Annotated in this window: 16 protein-coding genes; 11 read left to right on the top strand and 5 right to left on the bottom strand. The window is 62.1% G+C overall.

From position 1 onward, the window contains the following. Positions 1 to 51 precede the first annotated feature (51 nt). From DQW77_RS02965 to coxB, 5 genes are all read right to left on the bottom strand, one after another. A complete protein-coding gene (locus DQW77_RS02965) occupies positions 52 to 852 on the bottom strand; it encodes a cytochrome c oxidase subunit 3 (protein ID WP_113256697.1) in 801 nt (266 codons plus the stop codon). A gap of 25 nt (positions 853 to 877) precedes the next feature. Then, positions 878 to 1,459 (bottom strand): cytochrome c oxidase assembly protein, encoded by a 582-nt coding sequence (locus DQW77_RS02960; RefSeq protein ID WP_113256696.1) that lies wholly within the window; start codon positions 1,457 to 1,459, stop codon positions 878 to 880. Beyond that, a complete protein-coding gene (locus DQW77_RS18165; protein ID WP_181711184.1) occupies positions 1,459 to 1,623 on the bottom strand; it encodes a hypothetical protein in 165 nt (54 codons plus the stop codon). Before DQW77_RS18165 ends, DQW77_RS02960 begins: the two co-directional genes overlap by 1 nt. Further along, the gene (cyoE, locus tag DQW77_RS02955) at positions 1,623 to 2,567 is read right to left on the bottom strand and encodes a heme o synthase (protein ID WP_113256695.1); all 945 of its coding nucleotides are present in this window, start codon (positions 2,565 to 2,567) and stop codon (positions 1,623 to 1,625) included. The genes DQW77_RS18165 and cyoE overlap by 1 nt, the downstream gene beginning before the upstream one ends. Positions 2,568 to 2,662: 95 nt before the next feature. Next, positions 2,663 to 3,547 (bottom strand): cytochrome c oxidase subunit II, encoded by an 885-nt coding sequence (gene coxB, locus DQW77_RS02950; RefSeq protein ID WP_113256802.1) that lies wholly within the window; start codon positions 3,545 to 3,547, stop codon positions 2,663 to 2,665. 193 nt (positions 3,548 to 3,740) lie between these two features. Between coxB and tldD the strand changes: the two genes are divergently transcribed. From tldD to DQW77_RS02895, 11 genes are all read left to right on the top strand, one after another. After that, positions 3,741 to 5,162, top strand: coding sequence for a metalloprotease TldD (tldD, locus tag DQW77_RS02945; RefSeq protein ID WP_113256694.1), 1,422 nt, complete (start codon positions 3,741 to 3,743; stop codon positions 5,160 to 5,162). A gap of 350 nt (positions 5,163 to 5,512) precedes the next feature. Then, complete coding sequence (gene dprA, locus DQW77_RS02940; RefSeq protein WP_113256693.1) at positions 5,513 to 6,703, top strand: DNA-processing protein DprA; 1,191 nt, start codon at positions 5,513 to 5,515, stop codon at positions 6,701 to 6,703. 129 nt (positions 6,704 to 6,832) lie between these two features. Further along, the gene (gene topA, locus DQW77_RS02935; protein WP_113256801.1) at positions 6,833 to 9,352 is read left to right on the top strand and encodes a type I DNA topoisomerase; all 2,520 of its coding nucleotides are present in this window, start codon (positions 6,833 to 6,835) and stop codon (positions 9,350 to 9,352) included. Positions 9,353 to 9,469: 117 nt separating this feature from the next. Continuing rightward, a complete protein-coding gene (locus tag DQW77_RS02930) occupies positions 9,470 to 10,165 on the top strand; it encodes a CoA transferase subunit A (protein WP_113256692.1) in 696 nt (231 codons plus the stop codon). 3 nt (positions 10,166 to 10,168) lie between these two features. Next, positions 10,169 to 10,795: a 3-oxoacid CoA-transferase subunit B gene (locus DQW77_RS02925; protein ID WP_113256691.1), complete on the top strand. Its 627-nt coding sequence runs from the start codon at positions 10,169 to 10,171 to the stop codon at positions 10,793 to 10,795. Between the two features lie 423 nt (positions 10,796 to 11,218). Continuing rightward, complete coding sequence (locus DQW77_RS02920; RefSeq protein WP_113256690.1) at positions 11,219 to 11,398, top strand: Flp family type IVb pilin; 180 nt, start codon at positions 11,219 to 11,221, stop codon at positions 11,396 to 11,398. Positions 11,399 to 11,583: 185 nt separating this feature from the next. Continuing rightward, positions 11,584 to 11,763, top strand: coding sequence for a hypothetical protein (locus DQW77_RS02915; RefSeq protein WP_113256689.1), 180 nt, complete (start codon positions 11,584 to 11,586; stop codon positions 11,761 to 11,763). Positions 11,764 to 11,899: 136 nt separating this feature from the next. After that, positions 11,900 to 12,772 carry a Flp pilus assembly protein CpaB gene (gene cpaB / locus DQW77_RS02910; RefSeq protein WP_113256688.1) on the top strand — a complete coding sequence of 291 codons (873 nt, stop codon included), beginning with the start codon at positions 11,900 to 11,902 and terminating at the stop codon, positions 12,770 to 12,772. Positions 12,773 to 12,970: 198 nt separating this feature from the next. After that, positions 12,971 to 14,389 carry a type II and III secretion system protein family protein gene (locus DQW77_RS02905; RefSeq protein WP_113256687.1) on the top strand — a complete coding sequence of 473 codons (1,419 nt, stop codon included), beginning with the start codon at positions 12,971 to 12,973 and terminating at the stop codon, positions 14,387 to 14,389. 17 nt (positions 14,390 to 14,406) lie between these two features. Further along, complete coding sequence (locus DQW77_RS02900) at positions 14,407 to 15,072, top strand: OmpA family protein (RefSeq protein ID WP_113256686.1); 666 nt, start codon at positions 14,407 to 14,409, stop codon at positions 15,070 to 15,072. Between the two features lie 273 nt (positions 15,073 to 15,345). Then, positions 15,346 to 16,575, top strand: coding sequence for an AAA family ATPase (locus DQW77_RS02895; RefSeq protein WP_113256685.1), 1,230 nt, complete (start codon positions 15,346 to 15,348; stop codon positions 16,573 to 16,575). The last annotated feature ends 13 nt before the right edge of the window (positions 16,576 to 16,588 follow it).

Raw genomic sequence — 16,588 nt, 5'->3', positions numbered from 1 at the left:
GTCTTCTTGGCCGAAACGCTCCCGACGGAGGCGGCTGATTTCGAAATGCCTTCAGGCGCCCCAGATGTAGATCGCGGCGAAAAGGAAAAGCCAGACCACGTCGACGAAATGCCAGTACCACGCGGCGGCCTCGAACCCGACATGCCGTTCCGGAGTGAAATGACCGCGCATCAGCCGTATCAGGCAAACGAACAGGAATATCGTTCCGATGATCACATGCGCACCGTGGAATCCCGTCGCCATGAAAAAATTGGCGCCGTAAATATTGCCGGAGAATCCGAACCCCGCGTGGGTATACTCGTAGATCTGGAAAACCGTGAACAACGCACCCAAAGCGATCGCCAGGATCAGTCCCCATTTCATGTCTTCGCGGTTGTTTTCATGCACCAGAGCATGGTGCGCCCACGTGGCGGCAGCGCCCGAGCAAAGCAGGATCAGCGTGTTGATGAGCGGCAGGTGCCAGGGATCAAACGTCTCGATCCCCGCCGGCGGCCACTGGCCGTCCTTGATCGGTGACATGGGCCCCATCGGGTACATCGCGTGCTTGAAGAAACTCCAGAACCACGCGGCAAAGAACATCACCTCCGACATGATGAACATGATGAAGCCGTAGCGCAGGCCAATCCTCACCACCGGGGTGTGATCGCCTTCCTGGCTTTCCGCCACCACATCGGCCCACCAGCCGAACATCACGTAAAGCACGCCCACCAAGCCGGCCAGGAACATCCACGGGCCGTTGCCGTGGAACATCAGCACGGCCCCGAAGAGCATGACAAACCCTGCCACGGCCCCGATGAATGGCCAGACCGAAGGGTTCAGAATGTGATAATCGTGGTTTTTCTCATGTGCCATCTTCGGTATTCCCTCGCTGGAAGGCTCAGTTCACGTTTGTCCCGGTTTCGCCCTTCCGGTCAAGGGCTGCCTGCGTTTCGGGCAGGTCTATTTCGTGGAAGGTGTAGGAAAGGGTGATGCGGCGCGTGTACTTGGCGTCGCGGTCCTCGACAATCTCGGGATCGACATAGAATGTCACGGGCATTTCGACCCGTTCGCCCGGTTGCAGGATCTGTTCTTCGAAGCAGAAACAGTCAATCTTGGTAAAGAAACCGCCAGCCTCGTACGGAGTGACATTGTAACTCGCACTGCCCGCCACCGGCTTGTCAGTGGGGTTGTAAGCCTCGTAGAAGGCCAGCCCTGTCTCGCCGATGCGCACGACCATCTCGCGTTCGACGGGTTTGAACTCCCAGGGCATGTCACGTTCCTTGGAGGCATCGAACCGGATCTTCATAGTCCGGTCAAGGATCTCATCGGAGCCCGCGGTGGCCACGCCCGGCTCTCCGCCGAACCCCGTCACCCTGCAGAACCAGTCGTAGAACGGAACCGAGGCCCACGCCAGCCCACCCATCAGCAGGACGACGCCGACCAGCCGTGTCACCGTTTTGGTATTCGCGTTCTGTGCCATCAGTCATCCACTCCGCTTTCGCTCTGGACGTTGAAGCCGTCAGTGCCGACCTTGGCCACCGTCAGCCCGAAGATCAGCCCGACAAACCCGGCAAGCACCAGCCCAAGCCCCAGGTTGCGGCTGAAACGGCGCTTGTGGATCTCATGCTGCCGGCTAAGTGCCATCACCAGCCTCCCAGCCCGAACGGTGCCAATGCCGCCTCAAGCATGATCGCGCCGAAATGGGCAAAGAGATAATAGAGCGACAGGCCGAAAAGTTTCTTCTCGGCGCGGTAACCGTCGCCCTCCGCAATTTCCTCGTTGCGTCGCCACACGGTCCACGCGCCCTTGAGGAACATCGCGTTCAGGATGACAGCCACCGCCATGTATACCGGCCCGCCTATGGCAGTCACCCCGAGACCGAGGGCCACCGGTGCCAGGAGCAGCGTGTAGACCAGTACATGCGCCCGGGTTGAACGACGGCCGTGGGTCACCGTCAGCATCGGCACGCCCGCGTCGTCATAATCGGACTTCATGAACAGGGCGAGTGCCCAGAAATGCGGCGGTGTCCACATGAAGATCAGGGCGAACATCAGAACCGATTCCATCGCGACACCACCGGTCACCGCCGCCCAGCCGATCATCGGCGGAAAGGCACCGGCGGCGCCACCGATGACTATGTTTTGCGGCGTGCTCCGCTTGAGCCACATGGAGTAGATGACCACGTAAAAGAAAATCGTGAAGGCCAGCAGTCCGGCGGCCAGAAGATTGGTCGCAAGCCCCAGCATGACCACCGAGAACCCGGCCAGCGCCATCCCGAACCCGAACGCTTCATCAGGACCGATCCGTCCGGCCGGTACCGGGCGGCGCCGGGTACGTTTCATTATCCCGTCGATGTCGGCATCCCACCACATGTTGAGCGCCCCCGACGCGCCACCACCGACGGCGATGAACAGGATCGCTGCAAAGCCCACGACGGGATGGATACCCCCGGGCGCCGCGATCAGCCCAGCCAGAGCGGTGAACACCACCAGCGTCATCACCCGTGGCTTGAGCAGGGCGAAGAAATCGGCGAAGCCCGCATCACCGGTCTGGGCCGGGGCAGAGGTATTCATGCTCGCGTCGCTCATTCCGAACCTCCGGGCGGGCACGTGACCGCCCGCATCCTTCAACGCCTCAGTGTCGGTGCATGGGGCCGTCACGCCCACACGCCCGCGTCATCATGTCACTCGACCGCCGCCATGCGCCGGACACGGTCAGGCAGGCTCGACGGGTCGCCGGCATACTCCTCCACCGCTCCCTTGAGCCAGAGATCGTATTCCTCCTGGCTCACCACCTTGACGGTGATCGGCATGTAGGCGTGGTCCTTGCCGCAAAGCTCGCTGCACTGACCGAAATAGACGCCTTCCTTCTCGGCCTCGAACCAGAGCTCGGCCAGGCGGCCCGGCACCGCATCCTGCTTCACGCCGAAGGCCGGAATGGTCCAGGAATGGATCACGTCGGCGCCGGTCACCCGCATCACGACCGTCTTGCCGACAGGCACCACCACCGCAGTGTCAGTGGCCAGCAGGAATTCATCCTCGGTGTAGCCCGCCGCTTCCAGTTCCGCCGCGACCTCGTCGTTGAGGACCTTGCCCTCCCCGATCATGAAACTTTCGAAACCGAAATCGTGGTCGGTGTACTCATACCCCCAGTACCACTGGTAGCCGGTCACCTTGATGTTGACGTCACCTTCGGGAATCTCCTGCTGCTTGAACAGCACCGGCAACGAAAACGCCCCGATGAACACCAGGATCACGATCGGAACAACCGTCCACGCCACTTCGATCGGCGAGTTGTGCGTGAAGCTGGCCGAATTCGGATTTGCCCTGCGGTTGTAGCGCACCATCACGATCACGAGCAGTGCGCAGACAAATATCACGATGGCGGTGATGATCACCAGGATCAGACCATCGAGCCATTGCAGATCGCGCGCCAGCTCGGTCGCAGCGGGCTGAAAGCCCATTGCGCCCTGTTCCGGCTTGCCGATGATCTCGAGCCCCTCCTGCGCCTGCGCTGGAAGGGCGGAAACGGCGGCCATCAGGGCCGTCAGGGAAGAGAATAGTCGCATGATGCATCCTGATCGGTTGAAGCGGGTCATTGTCGTCGGCATAAGGGATCGACCCCTACCGTGGTACAATCCCGTTGTTTCGTCGTCGTTAGAAACCATATTCTGATCCGGCAGACAAGAAAGACCATTGCGGCAAACGGACGCTTTTTTTGACTCAGATCAAATTGCCGCCCCCTGAAGAACTGGAGCACGGATGCCCGATGACGGCTTTGCACCCTTCGAAACCTCGCTTGACCGTGACGCGGCTCTGCGCCACCTGCGAGAGGCGACTGACGGCGCCGATGACGGTGAACTCTTCCTCGAACGGCGCCGGTCGGAGGCCCTCGTCTTTGACGACGGACGGTTGAAAACGGCCAGCTACGATGCTTCCGAGGGCTTCGGCCTGCGCGCCGTGCATGGCGAGGTGTCGGGATATGCCCATACCTCCGAGATCTCCGAACCGGCTTTGGGCCGCGCTGTCGAAACGGCTAGGCTTGCCGTGGGCGCCGGCGGCGGCGTGCTCGCCCCGCCACCGGTGTCGACGAACCGCCGGCTCTACACCGATGCCGATCCGATTGCCGGGGCGTCCCTGCCCGTGAAGATCGACACCCTGCGCGAGATCGACGCGTTCGGCCGCGGCCTCGATCCGCGTGTCGTGCAGGTTTCGGCCACCATCTCCGCCTCCCATCAGGAGGTCGTGATCCTTCGCCCCGACGGCACCCAGGTTTCCGACAGCCGCCCGATGGTGCGCCTCAACGTGTCGGTCATCGTCGAAGAGAACGGGCGCCGTGAATCCGGCACCGCCGGCGGCGGCGGGCGCGTGGGCCTGGGGGGGTTGATTGCCGCGGAGGACTGGCGGGAAAAGACCCGCGAGGCGTTGCGCATAGCGCGCGTCAACCTCTCGGCCGAGGATGCCCCGGCCGGTGTGATGGACGTGGTGCTTGGCCCCGGATGGCCCGGCATACTGTTGCACGAGGCGGTGGGTCATGGGCTGGAAGGCGATTTCAACCGCAAGGGCACGTCGGCCTTCGCCGGCCTGATGGGCAGCCGCATCGCAGCGCCCGGTGTCACGGTGGTGGATGACGGCACGATACCGGACAGGCGCGGCTCGATCACAGTGGATGACGAGGGGACGCCCTCGCGCCGCAACGTGCTGATCGAAGACGGCATCCTCACCGGCTTCATGCAGGACCGCCAGAATGCCCGGCTGATGGGCGTCGGGGTAACAGGCAACGGCCGGCGCGAAAGCTACGCCCACCTGCCGATGCCGCGGATGACCAACACCCTCATGCTGGGGGGAGAGAGTGATCCGGGCGATATCCTCGCCGATCTGGACGACGGGATTTACGCTGTGGGCTTCGGCGGCGGCCAGGTGGATATCACCAACGGCAAGTTCGTCTTCTCCTGCACGGAGGCGTATCGTGTGCAGGACGGCAAGGTCGGCGCCCCGGTCAAGGGTGCCACCCTGATCGGTGATGGCGCCACCGCGCTGCAGAAAATCCGCGGGCTCGGTAATGACATGGCCCTTGATCCCGGTATGGGCAACTGCGGCAAGGACGGGCAATGGGTGCCGGTCGGCGTGGGGCAACCCACCGTGATGATCGGCGGGCTGACGGTGGGCGGTTCCGCAGCCTGACAGCAGCGGCCCTGTCCGGGATGAATGGCCGGGTCATGGCCGTCGCACAAGAGCGGGGACTTTCCCCGGACCCGACCGCGGTGCGGGCGAACAGAAAACGCGTGGGCGGGAAAGGATCGAAAGCCGGCTTCAAACGATCCGCAACCGGTCCGGAAGCCGCGGGAGGAGTATCGGCATCCGACCCGGACGGAAACGAAGAAACCCGCGCTGTGGTACCCCGCGGGCAATCTGTGATAAATTTTCTGCCATCAGTTCAATGCTTTGCGGATGTTTTTTGCGAAAAGAAACCTGATTTACGCGCCATTAACCACTCGCCTCTATCACTGGTCCTGCAATCAGGCGGAGTCGCGTTGACCGTGGATAGTCATCCTTCCACTCACCCCCTACTCCCACCCACCACGGAAGATGATCGGGCTTCGTGGCTTCGTCTGTTGCGCTCCCGCCGGGTCGGGCCGGCCACCTTCTACCGTCTGATGGCCGAACACGGCAGCGCACCGGCCGCGCTGGACGCGCTGCCCGCGATCGCCCGGAACGCCGGCGTCAAGGATTACCATCCCTCAACCGACGCCGCCGCGAGGGCGGAAATGGACGCGGCGAAAAAGGCCGGGGCACGCATGATTTGCCTGCCTGACCCTGATTACCCGATCGCCCTCCGCGGGATTTCCGATCCGCCGCCGCTTCTCTGGGCAGTGGGTGAAGCCGAAATTTGCCCGCGTCCGGCGATCGCGCTCGTCGGGGCGCGCAACGCGTCCTCTCTGGGCACCCGGATGGCGCGCGCGCTGTCTGCCGAACTGGGAGAGGCGGGAAAGGTCATCGTTTCCGGCCTGGCCCGCGGCATCGACACCGCGGCACATCTGGCGGCGCTCGAAAACGGCACCGTCGCGGTGATGGCAGGTGGTGTTGACGTGCTGTACCCGGCGGAAAACGCACGTCTGGCCAACGACATCTGCGACCGCGGCGGCCTTAGAATTTCCGAGCAGCCGATGGGACTCACGCCTCAGGCACGTCATTTCCCGCGCCGCAACCGGATCATCAGCGGCATGGCACTTGCCGTGGTTGTCGTGGAGGCGGCGGCGAAATCCGGCAGCCTGATCACCGCGCGCACGGCGCTGGATCAGGGCCGCGAGGTGCTGGCGGTGCCCGGTCATCCATTCGATGCCCGCGCCGCCGGGTGCAACATGCTGATCCGTGACGGTGCCCTGCTGGTGCGCAGCGCCAATGACGTACTGGAAACGCTCGAGACCGCGGCACCGCGGGATCACGCCACCAAAGCACCATGCGATTCCGGTGCAATACCTCAACGCCCCGCGTGCCCGGCGCCGCCCCAGGCCAACGCCCCACCGGAAACCCGCAGCCTGCGTGAAACCGCGGAACTGCACCGCCGCATCCTCGACCGGCTTGGTCCGTCTCCATTGGCCGAGGATCAGCTCATCCGCGATCTCTCGGCGTCCGCGCACAGGGTTGCACCGGCCCTTCTGGAGCTCGAGCTCGAGGGGCGCGTCCACCGCCAACCCGGTGGGCTATTATCGCGCTCGAAGTGAAGCCTGAGTGAGCCCGGATCACCCGGCATCGTGACATGAAGCCGCCGAGTTGCGCTGCATTGACATTCACGGCCCCGGCACCACATGGTCCGCCGCCACGGATATCGTGGTGAGTCGAAAGGAATTTTCATGCCGGTCGTCGTTGTCGAATCGCCAGCCAAGGCAAAGACAATAAACAAATATCTTGGGTCCGATTACACGGTACTGGCGTCTTACGGGCACGTCCGGGATCTTCCGCCGAAGGACGGATCCGTTGACCCCGAAGCCGGCTTCGACATGAAATGGGAGGTCGGGACAGACAGTCGCAAACATGTCAAGGCGATCGCCGACGCGCTCCAGTCCGACCCCGAACTGATCCTCGCAACCGACCCGGACCGCGAAGGCGAGGCAATCAGCTGGCACCTTGAAGAGGCGCTGCGCAAGCGCCGGGCGATCAAGAAGGACACGCCGGTCAGCCGGGTTGTCTTCAACGCCATCACCAAGTCGGCGGTCACCGAAGCGATGGCCAACCCGCGCGGGATCGACGAGGATCTTGTCGAGGCCTATCTGGCCCGCCGGGCACTCGACTATCTCGTCGGGTTCAACCTCAGCCCGGTCCTGTGGCGCAAGCTGCCCGGGGCCAAGTCCGCGGGGCGGGTGCAATCGGTCTGCCTGCGGCTCATCGTCGAGCGCGAGATGGAGATCGAAGCGTTCAAACCCCGCGAGTACTGGTCGGTCAAGGCCCGCCTTTCCACCCCGAGGGGACAGGAATTCGACGCCCGTCTGGTCACCCTGGCGGGCAAAAAGCTTGACAAGTACGACATCGAGAATGGCACCAGCGCGGAAATGGCCGTGCAGGCGATCCGGAGTCGCGACCTGTCGGTCACCTCTGTCGAGGCCAAGCCGGGCACCCGGAATCCGTCCGCGCCCTTCATGACCTCGACCCTCCAGCAGGAGGCATCGCGCAAGTTCGGAATGGGCGCCCGTCAGGCGATGAGCGCGGCACAACGGCTCTACGAGGCGGGTTACATCACGTACATGCGGACCGACGGAATCGACATGGCGCCAGAGGCCGTACATGCAGCGCGTGATGCCATCCGCGACCGTTTCGGCGCCGAGTACGTGCCCAAATCCCCGCGCATGTACAAGAACAAGGCCAAGAATGCGCAGGAAGCGCATGAATGCATCCGTCCCACCGAGATGACCCGCGATGCCGCCGCGATCAGGACCACAGACGCCGATCAGCGCAAGCTTTATGATCTGATCTGGAAACGCACCCTGGCTTGCCAGATGGAGGCCGCGCGACTTGAACGCACCACGGTGCAGATCAACAGCGCCGACCGGCAGGTCGGCCTGCGCGCGACCGGGCAGGTGGTGCTTTTCGACGGGTTCCTGCGCATTTATGAAGAAGGCCGTGACGACACGGTCGTGGACGATGACGACAATCGCCTGCCCCAGATCGCCGAAGGCGAACCGGCCGAGAAACGCGAGGTGACGCCGGAACAGCATTTCACCCAGCCGCCGCCGCGCTACACCGAGGCGACTTTGGTCAAGCGGATGGAGGAACTCGGGATTGGCCGTCCGTCAACATATGCCAGCATCGTCACCACGATCCAGGACCGTGAATACGTCCGCAAGGAAGGCAATCGCCTGATCCCCGAGGACAAGGGCCGGATCGTGACGGTCTTCCTGCTCAATTTCTTCCGCAAATACGTGGGCTACGAATTTACCGCCAACCTGGAGGAGGAACTTGACAGGGTCAGCGCGGGAGACGCTGATTACAAGGAAGTCCTGAACAATTTCTGGCGTGATTTCTCGGCCGCCATTGCCGAGACGAGCGATTTGAGGATCACGGAAGTCCTCGACGTTCTGGATGAGGCGCTCAGCGATCAGCTTTATCCGCCGCGCGAGGATGGCGGCGATCCGCGTATCTGCCCGCTCTGTGGCGAAGGGCGGCTGCACCTCAAGACGTCCCGTACCGGCGGCTTCGTGGGCTGCGGCAATTACCCCGAATGCCGCTATACACGCCCGATCGGCGGGGATGCCGATCAGGCCGGCGATCGTGTGCTTGGCGAGGATCAGGGCGACGAGATCAGCCTGCGTTCGGGGCGTTTTGGCCCCTATGTGCAGCGCGGCGAGGCAACCGAGGAAAACAAGAAGCCGCCGCGCGCCTCCCTGCCCAAGGGGTGGAAACCCGAGGACATGGATCTTGAAAAGGCGCTCATGCTGCTGAGTCTTCCGCGCGAAATCGGACACCACCCCGAGGATGGCGAACCGATCGAGGCCGGCATCGGCCGTTACGGGCCTTACGTCAAGCATGGCCGGCTTTACGCCAATCTCAAGGAGGTTGATGAGGCCTGGACGATCGGCATGAACCGCGCGGTCGAGGAACTTGCCAAGAAGGCTGCCAGCCGCGGCAAGGGACGGGGGGCTGCGGCAAAGCCGCTAAAGGAACTGGGCGAGCATCCTGACAATGGCGGTCCGGTCAATGTCATGGACGGCCGCTACGGGCCCTATGTCAAGTGGGACAAGATCAATGCCACGCTGCCCAAGGGCACCGAACCCGCGGACGTGACCATGGACATGGCAGTTGCCCTGATCGACGAGAAGGCAGCAAAGAAGGGCAAGGGGCGCAAGGCACCGGCAAAGAAGGCGACGGCGCGCAAGTAGCGGCGCCGGCACCTAAGTAGAAATCCTTATGCCGTGTTGTCAGGCACGGCCACGCGTTGACTTTGGGGGCCGCCCCGGCACATACCCGTGGCGAATACCTCTCAAGGGGAGTTTTCCATGAAGAAAATATATGCGAACGCCACCGATGCACTCGACGGTCTGCTGCATGACGGGATGTTGATCGCGGCAGGTGGCTTCGGCCTCTGCGGCATTCCCGAACTGCTGTTGCAGGCCATCAAGGAGGCCGGCACGAAGAACCTCACTTTCGCGTCCAACAATGCCGGGGTTGACGACTTCGGCATCGGCATCCTGCTCCAGACCCGTCAGGTCAGGAAAATGATGTCTTCCTATGTGGGCGAGAATGACACGTTCATGCAGCAATATCTTTCCGGCGATCTGGAACTGGAATTCAACCCGCAGGGTACGCTGGCCGAACGCATGCGCGCTGGCGGGGCGGGCATTCCCGGCTTCTATACCAAGACGGGCTACGGCACGCAGATCGCCGAGGGCAAGGAGGTCAAGGAGTTCGACGGCGAGCCCTACATTCTGGAACGCGGGATTTTTGCCGATCTTTCCATCGTGAAGGCCTGGAAGGCCGACGAGACCGGGAACGCCATCTTTCGCAAGACAGCCCGCAACTTCAACCCGCCGGCGGCGATGTGCGGGCGCACCTGCGTGATGGAGGTCGAGGAGATCGTGCCGACAGGCAGCCTCGACCCGGACTGCATCCACCTGCCCGGCATCTACGTGCACCGCCTGATCCAGGGTGAGCACGAGAAGCGTATCGAGAAACGCACTTTGAGGGAGGGCTGAGCCATGCCTTGGGACCGCAACCAGATGGCCGCGCGCGCGGCACAGGAGCTTGAAGACGGAACCTACGTCAACCTCGGCATCGGTATTCCCACACTCGTGCCGAACTTCATCCCCGAGGGCGTGCACGTGACTCTGCAGTCTGAAAACGGGATGTTGGGGATGGGACCTTTCCCCACCGAGGACGAGCTGGACCCCGATCTCATCAATGCCGGCAAGCAGACGATAACCGAGTTGCCCAACACATCCTATTTCGACAGCGCAACCAGCTTCGGGATGATCCGGGGCGGCAAGATCGCGATGGCGATACTCGGCGCGATGGAGGTGGCCGGAAACGGTGATCTGGCAAACTGGATGATCCCCGGTAAGCTGGTAAAGGGCATGGGCGGCGCGATGGATCTGGTTGCCGGGGTGCGCCGGGTCGTCGTCGTGATGGACCACACCAACAAGCACGGTCAGTCGAAGGTGCTCAAGGAATGCACTCTGCCGTTAACCGGGACCGGCGTGGTGAACAGGATCATCACCAACCTGGGCGTTCTTGACGTTGTCGAGGGTGGGTTGAGGATAGTCGAGACCGCCGACGGCGTCACCGAGGAAGAACTCCGCGCCGCGACCGACGCCGCAATCGTCTGACAACCAGGGCACGGCGCACCAACCGCGCCGTGCCCGCGCGATCTGCCGCGGCTCTCTGGGCTCCGCGCGCCTTTTGCTACCATACCGCGCATCCCGATTTCCCTGATTCATGAAGGCGCGAGTCGCTCGTGACAGGCCGAAAACACCCTGAATCACCCCTCCAGGATGCCTGCCGCGACACTCCGTTCAAGCCGAATTCACGCGGCGCGTAATTTTTTGTTAATGTTTTTCAGTACCTTAATGATTGCATTTGCAAAAAAATGAACCCGCAACAAAAAGGCGCCATTCGCGCCAAATTCCCGCCTGAATTCGCTGGCTATATCTCCCCATACCGCGGCGCCAACGAGCCAAACAGAGAGTACGGCTCAATGAACGGTGAAGCGGTTGTAACCTGAGTAACCTGATCCTTTGGAGGGACAAACAATGATCAACTTCATCAAGAACTTCCGCAATGACGAAGACGGCGCCGTTACTGTTGACTGGGTTGTGCTGACCGCAGCCATCGTGGGCCTGGGCGTTGCAGCCGTGTCGACCGTCGAAGGCGGCGTTGACGGCCTGGCGTCGTCCATCAGCAGCGGCGTCTCTGACGAAACCGTTCGCTAATAGCAGGCAACCACCTGCGACGGAATTGCCTGAGGCCGCAAATCCCCGATTTGCGGCCTCTCGCACCCAAGATCACTTGAAATCGACGCCCTTCACTCGGATGGACTCCATTTTAATCATCCGTCTCTTTCTATCGCTCCGCTCGTTGCCTAGAATTATGCGACGCAACAGGAAGACAGTTTCAGATGTTCGGATTTCTCAAATCTCGTGGTGCCGATGAAGATGGCGCCGTCACCGTGGACTGGGTCGTTCTGACGGCAACGATGATCGGTCTCGCCGCGGGCGGTGCCACCGCCACGCTGACGGGTATAGAGGCACTCGGCGGCAAGGTCGAAAGCAACCTGTCCACACGCTCGGTGCAATGATCCGAATGGCAAGTCCGGCCCGGAAAGGGCCGTCGCGTTTCCGTTTTTTCGCCACATTCGGTTGGCATTGAAATACCAGACAGGTGCGCCCGCAACGGGCGTTTGGAAACGGGTGCGTTACCCTGAAAGGATAGACATGCGTTTGGTATTCGGACTTGTTCTTGTTCTGGGGCTCGGCCTGGCCGGTTTTGCCGTCTACATGGCAAAGAATTACATCCAGTCCTATCAGACCCAGCTTGAAAAGGAACGCAAGCAACGCGCTCCGGCGATCAAGACCACCGACGTGATCGTGGCCGGGCGCCCGCTGGCATATGGTGACCGTATCACCCAAGAGGATGTCCGCCGGGTCAAGTTCCCGGTGGATGCGCTGCCCGAAGGCACGTTCGAGAGTGTTGAAATTCTTCTGCCCGAGGGTGAAGAGAAGCCGCGCACCGTGCTGCGCAGCCTGGCCGAGAACGAGGTGCTGCTTGCATCAAAGGTCACCGAACCCGGCGCCAGTGCCGGAATCACGACAAAGCTCAAGCGCGGAATGCGCGCCTTCGCGATCAAGGTCGATCTGTCAAGCGGTGTTTCGGGCTTCCTGCGGCCCGGTGACTACGTGGATATCTACTGGACCGGCAAGGTCGGATCAGAGCGGCTTCGGACCGAAGGTGATTCCACTGGAGAAGTGACCAAGCTCATCGAGGGCGGCATGGAACTGATCGCGGTCGATCAGGTCTCGGACACGAACACCACCGGCGCCATCGACGCCCGGACAGTGACCGTTTCGGCCCGCCCGCAACAGGTTGCCGCGCTTGCCCAGGCCCAGGCCACCGGACGGCTCAGCCTGTCTTTGGTCGGAGTCGGAGACACCAGCGTCTCGGAGGTGGTCGAGGTCGATCAGCGGCGGCTTCTGGGCATCGCCGAAGCGGCCCCGGAAGCCCCCGAAGCGCCGAAAAAGGAAGTATGCACGATCCGCACGCGCCGCGGGTCCGAGGTGATCGAAACGCAGATCCCCTGCACCAATTGATGTGCCGTGAAAGCGTAGCGGCGCGTGGCTGCGCATTGCGCAGCCCGTTGCGTTTTTGCCGATCCTGCGTGGAGCGGTCACTGCAAGAATGCAGGAAAACCCATTGATAGTTGCAAAGAATCCGAAAATATCGCACAGTGTCGGGAACAGCGGGCAAAAAGACCCGTTTTTGAGGCGTGATCGGAAAAGGCAGGTCACATGAAAATCTTGACTGTTTTCGCGGCTGCCCTTTTGGGGGTGTCATTGGCTGCCGGGGCGCCTTCTGGGCCGGTCGCGGCCCAAACGATCCATGTCATGCGCAGCAGCACCTCGCGCGACCTGAACGTCCCGGTCAACCGGGCAGTTGTCGTCGAGAGCGACGTGATTTTTTCCGAGATCAACATCGCCAATCCGGCCATCGCGGACTTCTTCACCCTTTCGGACCGGACGATATACGTTCTCGGCAAGTCGCCGGGGCGCACCTCTTTGACATTGCTGGACGAAACCGGGCGGCTGATTACCAATGTCGAGGTGCGCGTCACCAACGACATCGCCGAGTTCAAGGAACGGCTGAGGCAGATCCTGCCAAACGAGAAAATCGAGGTCAGGACCGCGAATGACGGCATCGTCCTTTCCGGAAGTGTTTCAAGCACCAGTGACATGCAGCGCGCGCTTGATCTTGCCGAGCGTTACGCGCCCGAGCGGGTATCGAACCTGATGACGGTTTCCGGCAAACAGCAGGTGATGCTCAAGGTCCGGTTCGCCGAGATGCAGCGGAGCGTTTCCAAGCAGCTCAGCTCTTCAGTGGGGGTCAGCGCGCCGGGCGGCGAAGTTGGCGTCCTGAGTGAAACCGGAACATTTCTTGACGGTGGCAGCACCATCAACAACCCGCTGGCCGGCACCCAGAGCGGGGTCGAAGGGGCGATTTCCTTCGGCTTCGGTTTCGGCTCCACCCAGGTGGGCATTCTTCTGGAAGCCCTTGAAAGCAAGGGCGTCGTGCGCACTCTGGCCCAGCCGAACCTGACCGCGCTTTCGGGCCAGGAGGCCAAATTCCTTGCTGGCGGCGAATATCCCGTTCCCGTCGCCCAGGAAAATGATCAGATCACGATCGAGTTCAAACCATTCGGTGTCGAAATGAACTTCGTGCCCCGGGTGCTGGCCGACGGGGTGATCAACCTAGAAATGGCCGCGGCCGTCTCGTCTCTGGATCCCAGTAACGGGATCACGGCCACCGGCGGATTTTCGATTGATGCCTTCCGCCGCCGCGACACCTCGACAACGGTGGCGCTGCGCGACGGTGAAAGCTTTGCCATCGCCGGGCTGCTTCAGGACGATTTCCGCGACACCGCCGGGCAGGTGCCCTGGCTGGGTGACGTACCCGTCCTCGGGGCGCTTTTCCGCAGCGCGGATTTCCAGAGATCCCAGACGGAACTGGTGATCATCGTCACGGCGCATCTTGTCACGCCGACACAGGGCGAGGCGCTGGCCCTGCCAACGGACCGGGTGCGTCTGCCGTCCGAAAAGGATCTGTTCCTCAACGGGCGTGTGGCGCGTGAAGTGACGCCCCCCGAAAAGGGCGGGGCCGGCGAGGTTGCCAAACAGGACTTCAGCGGCTCTTACGGGTACGTGATGGATTGACACGGAGGCGGGGGCACATGAGACAACTTGTTGCGATTGCAGGCGTATCTTTTTTAACCGCCTGTGCAGGACCGTCCGGAGAGGTCTATCGCTCCTATTCCGAAGCCGGCGGGATCCTCGACGGCGGGAGCTTCGGCGCCGCCGACACCAACAATCGCCAGATCATGAGTGGTGAGAAAGTCTTTGCCATCGATCTTTCGAATCGCTTCGCGACCGAGGTCATGACGACGGTGAACTTTGCCTTCAATTCCGCGCGTCTGGACGCAGGCGCGCGCGACACGTTGCGCGAACAGGCAGCCTGGATCAAGCAATTCCCCGAAGTCCGGTTCCGCGTCTACGGTCATACCGATGCCGTCGGGTCGACCGCCTATAACAAACGGCTCGGGCTGCGCCGTGCACGGGCGGTCGTTTCCTATCTCGCCTCGCAGGGAATCAGCCGCAACCGGCTGGAGGCCGTTGTCTCATTCGGCGAAACCCAGCCGCTGATCGTTGCCCAGGGGCGCGAACGCCGCAACCGCCGGACGGTCACCGAGGTTTCGGGGTTCCTGAAATCGCATCCGGTCATCATGGACGGGCGCTATGCCGAGGTCGTGTACCGCGAAACGATCGAAAGCGCCAAACCGGATTCGGATCTTAAGATGGTCACCGGCGGTGGCGCGACAACCGGCGAAGGCGGCGAGTAAACCCATTCTCCCAGTCCGGACAGTCACCGGACCACCTTGAGCCCGCCCGGAAGGGCGGGTTTTTCTTTGTCCCTGGTGATCCCACAAATTCGATCTTTTGGCCTAAATATCGCCCAGATTTTCAGCGACATTGATGTCTGCCGGCCCCATAGCCCCTTGCTCGAGGTCGAGGTGACCGGCGATCGGGGGAATGCGCATTTGACAGGAAATTGCGGCCCCAGACGGAATTGAGGCGCCCTTCGCAGGGGGCAAACAGGATAGGACAGACGTTCGATGGCGAGTAATGGCATGCAACAGGCAGATCCGAGTCCGATCATCGCCTGCACGATCAGCAGGGATGTCCAGAATTTCGACCTCCTGATCGAAGACATGGAGGCCGCCCTCGGCGAAAGTTGGGGCGACCTGGGATTCTCCGAGGCGCTTGCATTCTTCAACCAGCCAGAGGCCGACACCCTCAAGTTCGTCGCCCTTGCAATCGACGAAACCGACGAGGCTGATATCGCGCTTCTGGGGCAGATAATCACCCTCGCACGCAGTCGCGGAATCAAGGTGATCCTTATCGCCGAGGACGTGAGCCCGGCAGCCCTGCATCAGCTGCTGCGCCAGGGCGCGGATGAATTCGTGCCCTATCCACTGCCGGAGAACGAGCTGCAGGCGGCCATCGAACGCCTGCAGAAACCCGAGCCGGCCCCGGCCAGCACCGTGGCCGCACCCGATGCCTCGGGCGAAGAGGGTGTTCTTCTGGGCGTGCATGGACTCGCCGGAGGGACCGGGGCTTCGACGCTGGCCGTCAATCTTGGCTGGGAACTGGTCAGCGTGGCGGCCGAAGACCCGCCCAAAGTCTGCATACTCGACCTCGACCTTCAGTACGGGGCAGTGGCGACCTTCCTCGACCTGCCCCGCCGCGAAGCGGTTTACGAGATGTGGTCGGATATCGACTCGATGGATGACGAGGTGTTCAAACAGGCCCTCGTCAGTTTCCAGGACAAGCTGTGGGTTCTCACGGCGCCTCCCGAAATGCTGCCCCTCGACATGATCACACCCGAAGACGTCACCCGGGTTCTGGAGCAGGCCCGCCGCCACTTCGATTACGTGGTCGTGGATATGCCCTCGACGCTGGTCCAGTGGTCCGAAGCCGTCCTCAGCTCCGCACAGCTCTATTTCGTGACCCTGGAAATGGACATGCGGTCGGCCCAGAACACCCTGCGCTTCAAACGCGCACTCAAGGCCGAGGAGTTGCCCCTGGAGCGTTTGCGATACTGTCTCAACCGGGCGCCGAAATTCACCGACCTGACCGGACGCTCACGGGTCAAGCGCATGTCGGAGAGCCTCGAAATCGGCATCGAACTGCAACTGCCGGATGGCGGGCGGCCGGTTGCGCAGGGGGGCGATCACGGGTTGCCCTTGGCAGAATCGGCTCCGAAAAATCCGCTGCGCAGGGAAATCGCGAAGCTCGCCGCTTCGCTGCATGAAATCGGCAAGAATGATGCCGAGGCCGCGTAGAACAAGGGGCACG

The sequence above is a fragment of the Roseovarius sp. TE539 genome (assembly GCF_003298505.1).
Classification (GTDB): Bacteria; Pseudomonadota; Alphaproteobacteria; order Rhodobacterales; family Rhodobacteraceae; genus Roseovarius.
Note: the sequence above shows the minus strand (reverse complement) of the source record. Positions and strands in the feature narration are given on the sequence as shown.